The sequence below is a fragment of the Providencia sp. wls1914 genome, assembly GCF_009706645.1.
Taxonomy (GTDB): Bacteria; Pseudomonadota; Gammaproteobacteria; order Enterobacterales; family Enterobacteriaceae; genus Providencia; species Providencia zhijiangensis.
In genome coordinates this window covers 193,341-207,641 of record NZ_WLUN01000008.1, presented here as the reverse complement: position 1 = coordinate 207,641, position 14,301 = coordinate 193,341, and the positions used below count along the sequence as shown (strand labels likewise).

Here is a 14,301-nt window from a genome sequence, read left to right as displayed (position 1 = left end):
ATTCTGCCTTTTCTATGATGAAAAACGAGGGAGCAAAAGCTCCCTCGATAAACTTATAGCTCACCAGTACCACGAGGTGGATTGCGACCAGAAAGGTTATTTGTGGCGCTTTGAATCGAATTACTGCGCACATCTACACGGGCTTGGAACGGTGGGAATGGCAATGTAATTCCTTGTTCTGCAAAGGCTTCTAAAATATGCTGATGGATTTCGTGGCGAGCCGGTAAACGATGCCCCATTTCACCTGCATACACCCGCAGCTCGAAAATTTGGATCCCTTGCTGTAAGTCCACGAGATAAACTTCTGGATTCGGGTTATCCAAAATCATGGACGAGCGTTTTGCCGCCCGCAGGATAATCTCTGTCACTTTTTCGCTATCGGCATCCGCTGGAGCAGGGATGGTCATCACGATACGGGTAATGGTGTCGGTCAGAGACCAGTTAATAAACTGTTCAGTAATAAATGCCTTGTTCGGCACAATAATCTCTTTTCTGTCCCAGTCCGTTAAGGTAGTGGCGCGGGTATTAATCTTAGTGATGCTACCGGTTAAGTTACGGATAGTGACCGTATCGCCGATACGGATCGGTTTTTCAAATAGGATCATTAAACCAGAGATAATATTGGCGAAAATTTCTTGTAAACCAAACCCTAGCCCGACCCCCATTGCCGCGATAAGCCACTGCAGTTTTGACCAGTCGATCCCCAGCATGGAGAACCCGACAATGGTTCCGATGATGGTGATGCTGTACTTGGTCAAGGTACTGATGGCATAGCCGGTGCCCGGTGTTAAGTCGAGATGCTGAAGGACGGCGAGTTCTAATAGTGCAGGTAAGTTTCTAACGAGCTGCGCAGTCACGATAATCACCAGTATGGCGATAAAAATCGAGCCCATAGTGATGGCTTGCACGGTTTCCACACCATTGATGGATGAGGTCACATCCCACAGGCGAATATTTTCAAGGAATGAAAATGCGGTATGCAATTCAGACCACAGCCAAATTAACGAGACCAGCGCTATCATCGTCAGAATGGAGCGCACCAATCCAACCGATTGGGTACTGATAGTATCAAGGTCAAGAACCTGCTCTTCAATATCAATATTCCCTTCACCGCTGGCATTGGGGAGTTGAGAATCTTCTTCCCCTTTAGCTCGCTGGGCTAAGATTTCCGCACGGCGCTGTTTTGCTCGCTCGAAGGCAAGTTTTCGACGCTGCATTGACATCCAGCGCTGGATAGTGTGATAAATAATTAAAATCACAAACCAAATCGCCACTGAGGTCTCGAGTCGCGCCAACAGTGCCTGAGAAGTGGAGAAATAACCCAATACCGAGAAAAATGCGGCAATCACCGGCGCAATGAAAATGAGCCACCATAATGCGGTGTTCACTAAGTTTTCACCGGAGCCATGTCTGTCCAAATATAATGGGATTTTAGAACGGCGTAAGTTATTGGTAATTAAGCTTAGTGCGACACATAGCACTAAGAAGCAGAGGCGGCCTAAGGTCGCAGAGAACTCTCTCTCGCTGTAATGTTCAAAAGTGATGATCGCCATCACTAACGGCACAATCACAAAAATGGCTAATCGGTAATGGCGCATTGCGCGTTTTACCGCGTCTTTATCCCAACCAAAGTGGGAAATGAACAACCCGGTAGGTCGTGAGAATGTTTCACTGATCATAAACAGCCAGAGCAGCGGGGTCGTTGCGCTAACGCCGTAGCCGATGGCTGCTGCCATCGGATATTGCCATGCACTTTGTAAGCCATAGCCAATGGCAGACCACATCATCGGCAGAGGAAGCGCCACGATAATCGACCAGAAAATAGTGCGGATGGTTAAATAGAAACGGTCTTGTGTCACTTTACCAATGCGCAGGCTTGAACGGTCTAAGAACGCTTGATAATGGCGGCGTGTGCTGACACTGAAAATGACTAAGATAATGGAACCCAGCAGGTATAAGAACGTGTCTTGGCTAGTGACCATCACTTGCAGGGCACCTGCGAGCTGGGAGAGAGTATCCAGTGAAAGCAACTGGGTCATGTCAGTAACCACAAGCACCGGATAATTAATGCTAATCGGCGGGACATCAGCGACCCAGAACAGATAACGGTTTGAGGCGTCTTTTACCTCTTTCAGCGCATCCGTTAATTGCCCCGTTGCAACATTGAGCTTAGTCAGTTCTAACATTTCGCCATCAAATCCCGAAATGAGCGAAGTTAATAGCTCTTTGCGGGTCTTCATCAGTGACTGATAAACCTGTGACTGCGAAGGGTTTAAATCATTGGCGCTTTCTTGTACTGATACGTCAAGCTTGGACAAGCGCTCAAGCATATCTTCATAATTTAAGCGCTGAACACGTAAATCCGCCATTTCACGGTCAAGTTGCTGGCTTTTAGGGATATCTGGAAGGCGAGAAAGCTGGGTACGAAGCGCTTCTCCTAAAGTACTTGAACTGCTGATCCACTGGGCTTGTTCACGAATAGTCGAGAGTGCTTGTCGTGCATTTCGAATGCTGGTGGAGATTTCGGCTTGGTTGGTGGTGATTTCGCTCATACGCTGAGCTTGCTCGGTCAACTCTTGGGACATTTTGCGGTTGATATCAAGCTGCTCTTTTAAGAACGGGGTCAATTCACCCTGTTCTGCCAACATTTCGGTATGCTCTAACGCCAATATTGCTTTTTGTTGGCGCTGGGTATTTTGGAAATCACGGAGCTGTTGAAGCTCTAATTCTAGGCGCTGATAACGCTTTTTCTCAAGCTCCAGCGCCATTCGGGAAATTTCTTGACGGTTATTGGCCGATAATTGCGCCATTTCTAGCTCGTTCACAATGGACTTGCGAGCACTTACTTCGGCTTGAGCTAAGGTGTATTGGGCTTCAGCTAACGGAGTCGTTGGCGTATTGAGCGATTGGAATCGCGTTGAGGCATCCGTTAATTGACGTCGTGCCTCAGATAACTGCTGTGGCAAGAGATTCAGGGATTCGCTGATTTCGCGCCCTTTGTCTTGCTCTTGCTGCATCAAGCGCCCTTGATCAAGTAGCTGGCTGCTGACTTGGGTAATACGCTGCTCTAGTTCACTTAAGCTAATGCTGGTAGGGATCGCGGGCGGTGTATCGGTTTCATTGAGTAAGGCTTGACGTATTGTTTTGATAATTCTAGGGAAATTATCGATAGCATCTTGGTAAGACTTTGCCTTATTGTCTGAATCACGGGCTTCGTTAATCCAGCTTAATGCCCCTTGCAACGCTTGAGCGGTCTCTGCGTCCTTGGGGTTTTTGCTTGGATCAAGCTGTTTGAGCTCCTGTGTAATCTGTGCTTCATCTTGTGCGGAAGCTGGCGCCGCGTGGGATGAAAAAACGATTAACAGGCTAAGTAAAAAACTGATAATCAAACGCACAGTGAGGAGCTCCTTCAGAGATAGAATAATTTAATTATAGTTTAAATGATTAGCTAACAGTTTCAGTGCGTTGCTGCTCATCGATTGATTCTGCTAATAGCTCACCCATGCGGGTTGCATAGCCGGGGATCAATGAGGCATTAAAGCGAATTTTGTTAGGTTCAAACAGGTTAATGACAGTGGAACCGAGTTTGAATAGACCCATTTCTTCCCCTTTTTGTAGGAAGATAGCGCCTTCTTCACCTTGTGCAGGATATGTCCACCGTTTAATCACGCCTTCACGCTGTGGGTTAACACAACCGCTCCAAACGGTATCAATGCTGCCGACAATGGTTGCACCAACTAAAATCTGCACCATTGTGCCAAATGGTGTATCAAACACGCAGATTAAACGTTCATTACGTGCAAATAAATTCGGTACATTTGCTGCGGTTAATGGATTAACGGAGAACAGATCGCCAGGGACGTAAATCATCTCTGTTAATAAGCCGTCACATGGCATATGTACACGATGGTAGTCACTTGGGGATAAATAGGTTGTGATAAAATCACCATCACGAAATTTATCGGCTAACTGATATTGCCCAGCAAGTAGGGCTTCAACGGTATAATTATGGCCTTTTGCCTGAAAAATCAGGTCATTATCGATAGGGCCTAATTGGCTAACGGCACCGTCTGCAGGCTGTGCAAGTTGATGTTCGGCTTCAACAATTGGGCGCGCGCCATCTTTTAATGTACGGATGAAAAAGTCGTTAAAAGTTGAATACGCGGTAAGCTCACTTTTTTGAGCTTCATTCATATTCACTTTGTAGGCTTTTGCGAACAGCTTTATTGCCCATTGGGTTACAAAACCTACATTGCGACTAGCAAACCATCCTGCAAGTTGAGTAAGCCCTTGTTTAGGAAGCATAAATTGCAGGCGAATTTTGATTTTATCTAGCACGTTAACCTCTGAATTTTAAAGGTAAGTTAGTGAAAGGGCGCTATTGTAACTGAAACTCATCCGCTTTCGAATTATTTCAGAAAGCGGATAAAATGAACGATAAACGTGAGCGCTCACTAACTTATTTTAGACTGATTTCGGGGATTATTTATCTTTAGCGGTAAAGTTACCACGCAGTTTAACTTGTTCCATACTTTCTAAAATACGGTGATAGTTTTCAAAGCGTGATTCGGCAATTTTGCCGTCTTCCATTGCGTCTCGCAGTAAACAACCGGGGTCATCTAAGTGTTTACAATCGCGGAATTTACAGCCACCAAGGTAATCTTTAAATTCGACAAATCCTTTGGTCACTTGTTCCTTTGTCAGATGCCAAAGACCAAATTCACGTACGCCCGGTGAATCGATGACATCACCACCCTGTGGGAAGTGGTACAGTCTGGATGCGGTCGTCGTGTGTTGCCCTAAGCCCGAGGTATCAGAAACATCATTGACTAAGATCGCGGCCTCATTTTGAGGTAACAGCGTATTCAACAAACTGGATTTACCGACACCAGATTGGCCAACAAAGACTGACACTTTGCCTGATAGCGTGTTAGTGAGCGCTTCCATTCCTTCACCGGTATGACTGGAAACTTCGAGCACTTGGTAGCCAATGTCGCTATAAATTGTCATTAAATCACTGACCCACTCGCGATTTTCTTCATCGAGTAGGTCAACTTTGTTTAAGACAATAATCGGCTGGATCCCTGTCGTTTCACAGGCGACTAAGTAGCGGTCGATAATATTGAGCGATAATTCAGGTAAAATCGCAGAAACCACGACGATTTGGTCGATATTGGCGGCGATAGGTTTTAACCCATCATAATAATCAGGACGAGTTAAGACGGAGTGGCGCTCATGAACGGCTTCGACAATGCCGTTCACTTTGATATCACTCTGTGTGTTTAGTGCAGGGCGCCAGACAACTTTGTCCCCGGTCACTAAAGATGAGATGGTTCGACGCAGGTTACAACGCTGTATAGTGCCGTCTGCGGCTTCAATATCCGCATGTTGACCAAAGCGGCTAATCACTAAGCCCTCTTGAGCCTCACCTAATTGGCTATCATCAATCTCAATGGTTTTCTGTTTTTTGAGTCTTTTTTGATGATTTTCTTGCACGCGGCGCTGTTGGCCTTTCGAAAGTTTCTGCTTAGCCACCTGACCTCTCTCACTTAAATAATTTAGTGTCTATATTATAACCGATAGGGATATTATTGAAAAACTACATACCTATAACGGATAGCACGAAGGGTGTTATCATACCTTAACTCCACCGTATTCAGTTAGGGCATATCATGCAAAAGAATGAGAATAATTTAATTTGGATCGATTTAGAAATGACCGGACTCGATCCTATTCGTGATCGTATTATTGAAATCGCTACGATTGTGACTGACAGTAACCTGAATATCTTGGCCGAAGGCCCTGTTATCGCGGTACACCAAACCGAAGAGCAGTTGGCATTAATGGATGAGTGGAATGTAAACACCCATACTAATAGCGGCTTAGTCGAGCGTATTCGTAAAAGTTCTATTGGTGAGCGTGAAGCAGAGCTGGCGACCATTGAATTTTTAGAAAAATGGGTACCAAAAGGTGCATCGCCTATCTGTGGAAATAGCGTAGGACAAGACCGCCGCTTCTTATTTAATTATATGCCAGAGTTAGAAAGCTATTTTCATTACCGCTATCTTGATGTGAGTACATTAAAAGAGTTAGCTCGCCGCTGGAAGCCTGAGATCCTCGCTGGATTCTCAAAGAAAAACACCCACCAAGCGCTGGATGATATCCGCGAATCAATTGCTGAGCTGGTATATTACCGAGAAACGTTTATTAAATAACTTGCTCTAAAGTGCTCAATATTGCAGCAACTCTAATGGTGCTATATACTCAAGCTATATGGCACTATTTGGGAGGAATCATCATGATCCTACACAGTAAGGTTTTTATGAGTAATCGGACTCAAAATGTTCGTTTACCCGCAGAGTTACGGTTTCCTGATGATGTGAAAGAAGTCACCGTTAGAATGAAAGGTAAAGAGCGTATTATTACACCACTGCAAAATACGTGGGATAGCTTCTTTTTAACGGAAACTTCGGCCACGGATGATTTTTTAGTTTCGAGAGCAGAGCAAGTTCCTACCCCAAGAGAATCTTTCGATGATTAAATACTTGCTTGATACTAATATTATTATTTTCACCATCAAACGACGACCTGCAGCATTATTACCAAAGTTTAACCAGCATGCTGACCAATTGGCAATTTCAACAATTACGTTAGCAGAGCTGGTTTTTGGCGCAGAAAAAAGCATGAATCCAGAACGAAATTTAGCTGTTGTTAATGATTTCGTTTCTCGGCTTTGCGTGTTGCCTTATGATGAAGCGGCCGCTTGTCATTACGGTGATATTCGAGCAAATCTCGAAAAACAAGGTAAAAAAATCGGGGAAAATGATCTACACATAGCGGCTCACGCTAGAAGCAAAGGGCTTATCGTCGTTACAAATAATACTCGCGAGTTTGAAAGGGTTGATGGTTTAAGATTAGAGGATTGGGTCACTTCATCATAAAAAGGGCTAAGGTTAACAAACTTAACACCTTGAAATGCTTATTTAACAAACGGCGACGACAAAATCATCACTATGATTGTTTTATCATCAAACGAACAAAAAAATAAAAAATTTGAGTTCAAACGCTTGCTAGTATCTTAATTTCTCGTATAATGCGCTCCCCGTACCGATGAAGTTTTTATGATTTTATTGGCACGATTAAGGCACCAAGAATTGGTTATGCGGGAATAGCTCAGTTGGTAGAGCACGACCTTGCCAAGGTCGGGGTCGCGAGTTCGAGTCTCGTTTCCCGCTCCAAACTTTCTTAGTGTTTTAGCAGAAGCAGTACCCACCAAATGCGGGAATAGCTCAGTTGGTAGAGCACGACCTTGCCAAGGTCGGGGTCGCGAGTTCGAGTCTCGTTTCCCGCTCCAAACTTTCTTAGTGTTTTAGCAGAAGCAGTACCCACCAAATGCGGGAATAGCTCAGTTGGTAGAGCACGACCTTGCCAAGGTCGGGGTCGCGAGTTCGAGTCTCGTTTCCCGCTCCAAATTTTACCTCTCAATTTTCTCTATTTTTCTTTCTGTATGACCCCTTAATAAACATTCTATTAAATGCTAGTTCTATGCTTATGCATTAATACTTATTAGCCGTTTAATGTTCATTATTTACACAAAAGCAATTTTTATCTTCCTTGTTCACGATCCTTTTATTATTTATGATCTTTTTAGGATCTAAGTGAGTTTTTTGCTTGCATTCATAGGCGGAGAGCCATAGAATAGCCACCCCTTAGCAATAGGGCATCCTATAAGAACTTCAGCCAAAATGGCGAACGTTCGAGTGAAAGGTAAAAAATCCTATTTTTACCGGTTCAGTTAAAATTTCTTATTAACCTGACTTTTTGATAACTTTACTTTAGTTAGTTAACTAAAATTCAGCGTTTTTTTATTACTTCTCTCCATGAGAAAGTTATCCACAACCTGAGTGGGTCTAGGTTCATTTTATCCTAGATAGAAATACTTTGCTGCACAGAGTTATCCACAGGTTAGTTATTGGTTAATTTTTGATTATCACAAAATGAATATTATTAATTTTAATTTTAATTCATTGAAATTAAAGTAAAAAACTATTTATTCAAAATGTGCTTAGCACAACTTGCAAATCCTTTACCTATTGTCGGGTAAGCACTTTTTTATTTTATTCACATCAGTTTGACAATTGATAGGTTAGGATATAAGGCTGGACTTTTTTTAGGCGTCTCTAGGTAAACCTTTAGTAATTGCCCGAACAAGACGTTTTTGTTGCGAAGTTTGAATTGTGACTTGGTTTTCTTCTCGACGCTTGAGTTGTTGGCCAATCGACCATTGGAAGTGCTCGTCTAACATAGAGTTGATCCCAAGACGGCTCTGTAATGCGAGAACAATATTATCTTGATAGGGCGCATTACCCAAAGCAACGCTGATATTACGTAGCCATTTTATATAGCCGATACGGCGAATCGCCGAGCCTTCCGTAATACGGAGAAATTTCTCTTCGTCCCATGAAAAAAGATCCAATAGTTCCGGCGTATGCAATGCGGCTCTAGGGCTAAAATCTTCTTCATCCGTCAATTGAGAAAAGCGATTCCACGGGCAGATAAGTTGGCAGTCATCACAGCCATAAATCCGGTTACCCATTAGAGGGCGAAACTCTTCGGGGATCGCGCTATCGAGTTCAATGGTTAGATAGGAAATACAGCGCCTTGCATCAACAGTATAAGGCTCGACAATTGCGCCTGTTGGGCAAGTTGTCATACAAGCAACGCAGCGCCCGCACTGCTCTTCAACGGGTTGATCAACGGGTAGAGGAAGATTGACAAGCAATTCGCCAAGGAAAAACCATGAGCCTGAATGTTGGTTGAGCACCAGTGAGTGCTTACCCGTCCAGCCTAAACCCGCTTTGACAGCAAGTGGGCGTTCTAGGATAGGTGCCGAGTCAACAAAAGGGCGAAAATTCAAATCATCGGAACATTCAAACTGACGGCAATACTCGAGGATCCGATCACTAAGCACTTTTAAGCGTTTTTTTAATAGCTTATGATAATCGCGGCCAAGGGCGTAGCGGCTGACATAGCCTAGTTCTGGATTATTTAGCGTGCTGGCAAAAGCGGCCTTAGCAGGAAGATAGTTCATTCGAACACTAATGACGCGCAGTGTGCCGGGGTGTAATTCATGGGGTCTCGCCCGCATCATGCCGTGGCGCTTCATCCACTCCATTTCGCCATGATATTGTTTATCCAACCATGCTTGGAGCTTGGGTTCTTCAAGGGTAAGATCCGTATCGCAAATACCGACTTGTTGAAAGCCAGCATCGATGCCCCATTGTTTAATATTTTGGGCAAGAAGGTCGAGGTCGAGGCGTGTGGACATGGGAAATATCTAGGTAAAAGTGGATTCGCAGGCACTCTAACACGATCATTGGATTTCTCAAAATCCACAGATCGCGTTGGCACGATCTTGCTCGGAAATTTCCGATCTCGATGTTCCAACAATGTTAAATAACACAAATAGATCTGCTTGAGTTAAAATAGGCGTTAATATCATTATTGAATAAATTTTATCATTATAATTGGCTTCGCTAACTATGAAAGAACGCACAGTACAACTTGCTAATGAAGAGCAAACAGTCGCGCTTGGGCGCACGATCGCTATGGCCTGTAAACAAGGCGCGGTCATTAACCTGTATGGCGATTTAGGTGCAGGGAAAACGACATTTAGTCGTGGATTTTTACAAGCATTGGGCCATCAAGGCCATGTAAAAAGCCCAACCTATACACTTGTTGAGCCTTATGAATTAGCAGATAGACACGTTTTTCACTTTGATCTGTATCGTTTAGCCGATCCTGAAGAACTTGAGTTTATGGGGATCCGCGACTATTTTTCAGACAACTCAGTCTGTTTAGTGGAATGGCCACAGCAGGGCAAAGGCTTCTTACCTGAAGCGGATCTGGAGATCCATTTAACCTATCAAGATGAAGGGCGTCAGGCTCGGGTTGTCGCTTTTTCGACAACCGGAGAGTCGTTATTGGAAGCGTTAACGGTATTCTAAGGAACATATAGCTCATGATGAATGCATCGATGAACAGAATAACTACCAAGGGTATTTTTTCTCTTTTCTTATTATTGATGATGTTTGCTCTGGCTCTGGTGACATCAACCGCCAAAGCGGCATCTCTCTCTAATATTCAAGTTAGTAATAGCCCTTCACAGGCGCAAGTGACATTAACATTTGTTGATGGAAAGCCTGATTATTCCTACTTCCCGCTGCACTCACCAGAACGCTTAGTGATTGATGTTCAGCAACGTGGTGAAATTATTGGCTTGCCACTTAAGCTTCCGAAAGGGGACTTGGTGAAGCAAGTTCGCGCTAGCCAAGCGCCTGATAGCCAGCACAAGCGTATTGTGTTGGAGCTTTCTCAAGCTGCGAAGACTAAAGCGGTTGTTCAGCAGGTTTCTGGTCAATACCAAGTTGTCTTTACGGTATCAACAGGCAAAGGACAGACATCAAATTCATATAATAATACCGTGATGCCAGCCCAGCCAACGGCAACGCCATCCACACGTAATTCGCAGCCTGTTCAGCCGGTACAAGAAAAACCATTAAAAATGAATGCACCAGCGGTGGCTTCATCGACTACGCCATCAACCCCAGCAACGCCAACCAAAACCTTGCCAAAAGGCACCAAGCAGGTGGTGATTGCGATTGATGCGGGTCATGGTGGAAAAGACCCAGGGGCGATTGGTAAAAACGGTTATAAAGAAAAAGACGTGACACTTAGTGTGGCGCGTAAACTGTATCAAAAATTGGATGCCGATCCGATGTTTAAGCCTGTAATGACAAGGGACGGAGACTATTTTATTTCTGTCAGTGGTCGTTCAGACGTTGCGCGTAAGAAAGGCGCCAACATGCTGGTTTCTATTCATGCTGACTCAGCACCAAACAGTAGCGCTCGTGGGGCATCCGTTTGGGTGCTATCTAACCGCCGAGCAAACAGCGAATTAGGTAGCTGGTTGGAACAGCGTGAAAAGCAATCTGAACTTCTTGGTGGGGCGGGTGACGCGCTCAGTGGTGCAGACCCATATTTAAGCCAAGCGGTATTGGATTTACAGTTTGGGCATTCACAACGTGTGGGTTACGATGTTGCGGTTCATGTCATTCAGCAGCTTAGAAAAATTGGTAATATTCATAAGAAAACCCCAGAACACGCGAGCCTTGGCGTACTGCGTTCTCCCGATATTCCATCTATTTTAGTGGAAACTGGGTTTATCAGTAATACATCCGAAGAACAGCTATTGAAATCCAATGATTATCAAGAAAAAGTGGCTGATGGTATTCACCAAGGGTTACGTCAGTACTTTTTAGCGAATCCGCTGCAAGCAGCGCCAAAATAAGTGAATTAGGTTATGGCAATCCAGATCCTTTCTCCTCAATTAGCGAACCAAATAGCGGCGGGTGAAGTGGTCGAAAGACCCGCCTCCGTGGTTAAAGAGTTAGTCGAAAATAGCCTTGACTCAGGGGCAACTCGCATCGATATCGAGATTGAGCGAGGGGGAGAAAAGCTGATCCGTATTCGGGATAATGGCTGTGGGATCAACAAAGATGAGTTGATCCTCGCTCTAGCGCGCCATGCCACCAGTAAAATTGCCACATTAGATGACCTTGAAGCGATTATGAGCATGGGTTTCCGCGGTGAAGCCCTTGCCAGTATTAGCTCTGTTTCCCGCCTGACATTAACCTCCAAACCCGCTGAGCAAACTGAAGCATGGCAATCCTATGCAGAAGGTCGTGACATGCAGGTGACGGTAAAACCTGCAGCACATCCCAATGGCACAACGGTCGAAGTGCTGGATCTCTTTTACAATACGCCCGCTCGTCGCAAATTTATGCGTACAGAAAAAACCGAGTTTGGACATATTGATGAAATCGTGCGCCGAATTGCGCTTTCTCGCCCTGATGTGGCGATTAATTTGTCGCACAATGGCAAATTAGTTAAGCAGTATCGTGCCGCGCAGGATGCCAATCAGCAAGAGCGCCGTTTAGGTACAATTTGCGGAACAGGTTTTATGCAAGGCGCGTTAGCGCTTTCATGGGAGCACAGTGATTTAGGGATCAAAGGCTGGGTGGTTGCACCATCAACGACATCGAGCGGAGTCAGTGATATTCAGTATTGCTATGTGAATGGTCGTATGATGCGCGATAAGCTGATCAACCATGCGATCCGCCAAGCGTATGAAGGCCATCTGGATGAGAATCAACAACCCGCTTATGTGCTGTATTTGACCATCGACCCTAAGCAAGTGGATGTGAACGTCCATCCCGCCAAACATGAAGTGCGTTTTCATCAAGCCAGATTAGTGCATGATTTTATCTATCAAGCGGTACGCACTGTATTGCTTAATGCGCTAACTGAAAGTGAACTTCCGGGAATAGAACCGGTATCCAACGAAGTTGAAAATCGGGCATCCGCAGGGGATAACTACTTTGCTTCTCTTACTGTACAGGAAACAGGGAAACCACAAGGCACTCAACGGAGTCATGCTCAAGAGCCTCCTCTTTCGTATGGTGAGCCACGAAATGCGTCAGTAGCAGGTAAAAACAACACTTTTACTTCAGACCACGCAGGCAAGTCTAGTCCAATATCAAGCTATAACCGCTCAGAGCCAAGCTATGAGCGCAAAGCGGGAGAGCTGTATCAACGTTTGATGTCGATTCCCGTTGCGCCTGAAGATAAAAAACCGTTATTCCCAGAAAGAAAGCCGTTGAGTGTCAATCCTGTAGATAGCCAATCTGTAGCGAAAAGTGCGGATAACTACCAATTCGGTAAAGTATTGACAATTTACGCAAAAAACTTTGCATTAATTGAGTCTTCATTAGGGATAATCCTGTTATCCTTGAATGAAGCGAATTACTTACTCAAGCTGGCTCAATTAACGCCAGAAAATGGTGGATTAAAACCTCAACCGTTGTTAATTCCCTTAAAATTGTCACTAAAAAGTGACGAAATAGAGGTTTTGCAACGTTATAAGGAACAATTGACACTATTTGGTATCGATGCCTCGATATTTCATGGAAAAGTAACAATTCATACGGTATCGTTACCGCTAAGAACGCAAAATTTATCGCAGCTTTTTTCTGATTTAATCGTGTTTTTGTCAGCAAAAGAGAGTGTCTCGAATGAAAATATCGCGCAATGGCTAGCAAATGCGATTTCTCAGACAAAAAACGAGGAAAGTTGGAGTTTGGCGCAGGCAGTTCAATTACTGGCTGATGTTGAGCGGATCTGTCCGCAGTGGGTGGCAAATCCACCGCCAACATTATTACAATTAATTAATTTACAACCCGTGGTAGCTACACTGACAAATGAGTGATTTAGTAACTCAACAAAAACCAAATGCCATCTTCTTAATGGGGCCAACGGCTTCGGGCAAAACGGCATTGGCCATCGAATTACGCAAGCATTTGCCTGTGGAGATCATTAGTGTCGATTCGGCATTAATTTATCGAGGAATGGATATTGGTACCGCGAAGCCTAATCAAGAAGAGCTGAGCCAAGCCCCGCATCGTTTGATAGATATCCTCGATCCATCTCAGCCTTATTCTGCGGCCGATTTTCGTCGTGACGCATTAAATGTAATGGATGAAATTTCGTCTCAAGGTAAGATTCCATTACTGGTTGGCGGTACCATGCTTTATTTTAAAGCCTTATTAGAAGGGTTGTCACCGCTGCCATCGGCCTCTCCAGAAGTGCGTGAGGCAATTGAGAACATAGCACAAGAACAAGGTTGGGCTGAGGTACATCGTCGTTTAGCTGAGGTCGATCCCATCTCTGCGGCGCGTATTCATCCTAATGATCCGCAAAGATTATCCCGAGCTTTAGAGGTATATCTCATTTCGGGACAAACTTTGACTGAAATGACTCAAACAGCAGGCACAGAATTGCCTTATAATGTGTTTCAGTTTGCTATTGAGCCACAAGATCGTAAAATTTTACATGAGCGTATCGAACGACGTTTTCGTTTAATGCTAGAAGCAGGGTTTGAAGACGAAGTGAAAGCGCTATACCAACGAGGCGATCTCCATGTTGATTTACCTTCCATTCGTTGCGTAGGTTATCGGCAAATGTGGTCTTATCTCGATGGTGAAATAGATTATGATGAAATGGTTTATCGAGGGATTTGCGCGACGCGCCAATTGGCTAAACGGCAGATCACTTGGTTGAGAAGCTGGGACAATGTTCATCGGTTAGATAGTGAACAACCTCAGCAAGCGCTTGACACCGTTATACAGGTTATTAGTGCATAGGGCTATTCTTTGTGTACAATTAAAGCGTTAAGCGTAATTT

10 protein-coding genes, 3 tRNA genes and 1 pseudogene are annotated in these 14,301 nt (G+C 44.4%); 10 read left to right on the top strand and 4 right to left on the bottom strand.

The window, feature by feature from the left end:
- Positions 1 to 53: 53 nt before the first annotated feature.
- The 3 genes from mscM to rsgA form a co-directional block, all read right to left on the bottom strand.
- Positions 54 to 3,395 (bottom strand): miniconductance mechanosensitive channel MscM, encoded by a 3,342-nt coding sequence (gene mscM / locus GKR74_RS07145; protein WP_336431313.1) that lies wholly within the window; start codon positions 3,393 to 3,395, stop codon positions 54 to 56.
- 49 nt (positions 3,396 to 3,444) lie between these two features.
- Entirely contained in the window at positions 3,445 to 4,338 is an 894-nt protein-coding gene (asd, locus tag GKR74_RS07140; RefSeq protein ID WP_181477681.1) for an archaetidylserine decarboxylase, read from the bottom strand.
- A 144-nt stretch (positions 4,339 to 4,482) separates the two neighbouring features.
- Positions 4,483 to 5,535 (bottom strand): small ribosomal subunit biogenesis GTPase RsgA, encoded by a 1,053-nt coding sequence (gene rsgA / locus GKR74_RS07135; RefSeq protein WP_181477680.1) that lies wholly within the window; start codon positions 5,533 to 5,535, stop codon positions 4,483 to 4,485.
- A 137-nt stretch (positions 5,536 to 5,672) separates the two neighbouring features.
- On the opposite strand from rsgA, the gene orn reads away from it, so the two are divergent.
- From orn to GKR74_RS07105, 6 genes are all read left to right on the top strand, one after another.
- Positions 5,673 to 6,215, top strand: a complete 543-nt coding sequence (gene orn, locus GKR74_RS07130; RefSeq protein WP_036948917.1) for an oligoribonuclease — start codon at positions 5,673 to 5,675, stop codon at positions 6,213 to 6,215.
- 83 nt (positions 6,216 to 6,298) lie between these two features.
- The gene (vapB, locus tag GKR74_RS07125; RefSeq protein ID WP_036948919.1) at positions 6,299 to 6,541 is read left to right on the top strand and encodes a type II toxin-antitoxin system VapB family antitoxin; all 243 of its coding nucleotides are present in this window, start codon (positions 6,299 to 6,301) and stop codon (positions 6,539 to 6,541) included.
- Positions 6,534 to 6,941 (top strand): type II toxin-antitoxin system tRNA(fMet)-specific endonuclease VapC, encoded by a 408-nt coding sequence (gene vapC / locus GKR74_RS07120; RefSeq protein WP_154603060.1) that lies wholly within the window; start codon positions 6,534 to 6,536, stop codon positions 6,939 to 6,941. The genes vapB and vapC overlap by 8 nt, the downstream gene beginning before the upstream one ends.
- A 221-nt stretch (positions 6,942 to 7,162) precedes the next feature.
- Positions 7,163 to 7,238: transfer RNA gene (locus GKR74_RS07115), tRNA-Gly, on the top strand.
- 40 nt (positions 7,239 to 7,278) lie between these two features.
- Positions 7,279 to 7,354: transfer RNA gene (locus GKR74_RS07110), tRNA-Gly, on the top strand.
- Positions 7,355 to 7,394: 40 nt separating this feature from the next.
- Positions 7,395 to 7,470 (top strand) — tRNA-Gly (locus GKR74_RS07105).
- A 700-nt stretch (positions 7,471 to 8,170) separates the two neighbouring features.
- Here the strand turns inward: GKR74_RS07105 and queG are convergent.
- Entirely contained in the window at positions 8,171 to 9,328 is a 1,158-nt protein-coding gene (queG, locus tag GKR74_RS07100) for a tRNA epoxyqueuosine(34) reductase QueG (RefSeq protein WP_154603059.1), read from the bottom strand.
- 214 nt (positions 9,329 to 9,542) lie between these two features.
- Here queG and tsaE point away from each other — a divergent pair, with 214 nt between their 5' ends.
- The 4 genes and pseudogenes from tsaE (at position 9,543) to miaA (ending at position 14,261) form a co-directional block, all read left to right on the top strand.
- Positions 9,543 to 10,007: a tRNA (adenosine(37)-N6)-threonylcarbamoyltransferase complex ATPase subunit type 1 TsaE gene (gene tsaE, locus GKR74_RS07095; protein ID WP_036948926.1), complete on the top strand. Its 465-nt coding sequence runs from the start codon at positions 9,543 to 9,545 to the stop codon at positions 10,005 to 10,007.
- Between the two features lie 14 nt (positions 10,008 to 10,021).
- Positions 10,022 to 11,350 (top strand): N-acetylmuramoyl-L-alanine amidase AmiB, encoded by a 1,329-nt coding sequence (gene amiB / locus GKR74_RS07090; RefSeq protein ID WP_154603058.1) that lies wholly within the window; start codon positions 10,022 to 10,024, stop codon positions 11,348 to 11,350.
- A 12-nt stretch (positions 11,351 to 11,362) separates the two neighbouring features.
- A pseudogene (mutL, locus tag GKR74_RS07085) lies at positions 11,363 to 13,324 on the top strand (DNA mismatch repair endonuclease MutL); the annotation flags it as partial.
- Positions 13,320 to 14,261, top strand: coding sequence for a tRNA (adenosine(37)-N6)-dimethylallyltransferase MiaA (gene miaA / locus GKR74_RS07080; protein ID WP_154603056.1), 942 nt, complete (start codon positions 13,320 to 13,322; stop codon positions 14,259 to 14,261). The pseudogene mutL and the gene miaA, both read left to right, overlap by 5 nt.
- The last annotated feature ends 40 nt before the right edge of the window (positions 14,262 to 14,301 follow it).

Excerpts from the sequence above, each read along its gene's own strand:
- vapB (WP_036948919.1), top strand. The coding sequence starts at position 6,299 with ATGATCCTACACAGTAAGGTTTTTATGAGTAATCGGACTCAAAATGTT.
- miaA (WP_154603056.1), top strand. The coding sequence starts at position 13,320 with ATGAGTGATTTAGTAACTCAACAAAAACCAAATGCCATCTTCTTAATG.
- orn (WP_036948917.1), top strand. The coding sequence starts at position 5,673 with ATGCAAAAGAATGAGAATAATTTAATTTGGATCGATTTAGAAATGACC.
- queG (WP_154603059.1), bottom strand. The coding sequence starts at position 9,328 with ATGTCCACACGCCTCGACCTCGACCTTCTTGCCCAAAATATTAAACAA.
- tsaE (WP_036948926.1), top strand. The coding sequence starts at position 9,543 with ATGAAAGAACGCACAGTACAACTTGCTAATGAAGAGCAAACAGTCGCG.
- amiB (WP_154603058.1), top strand. The coding sequence starts at position 10,022 with ATGATGAATGCATCGATGAACAGAATAACTACCAAGGGTATTTTTTCT.
- vapC (WP_154603060.1), top strand. The coding sequence starts at position 6,534 with ATGATTAAATACTTGCTTGATACTAATATTATTATTTTCACCATCAAA.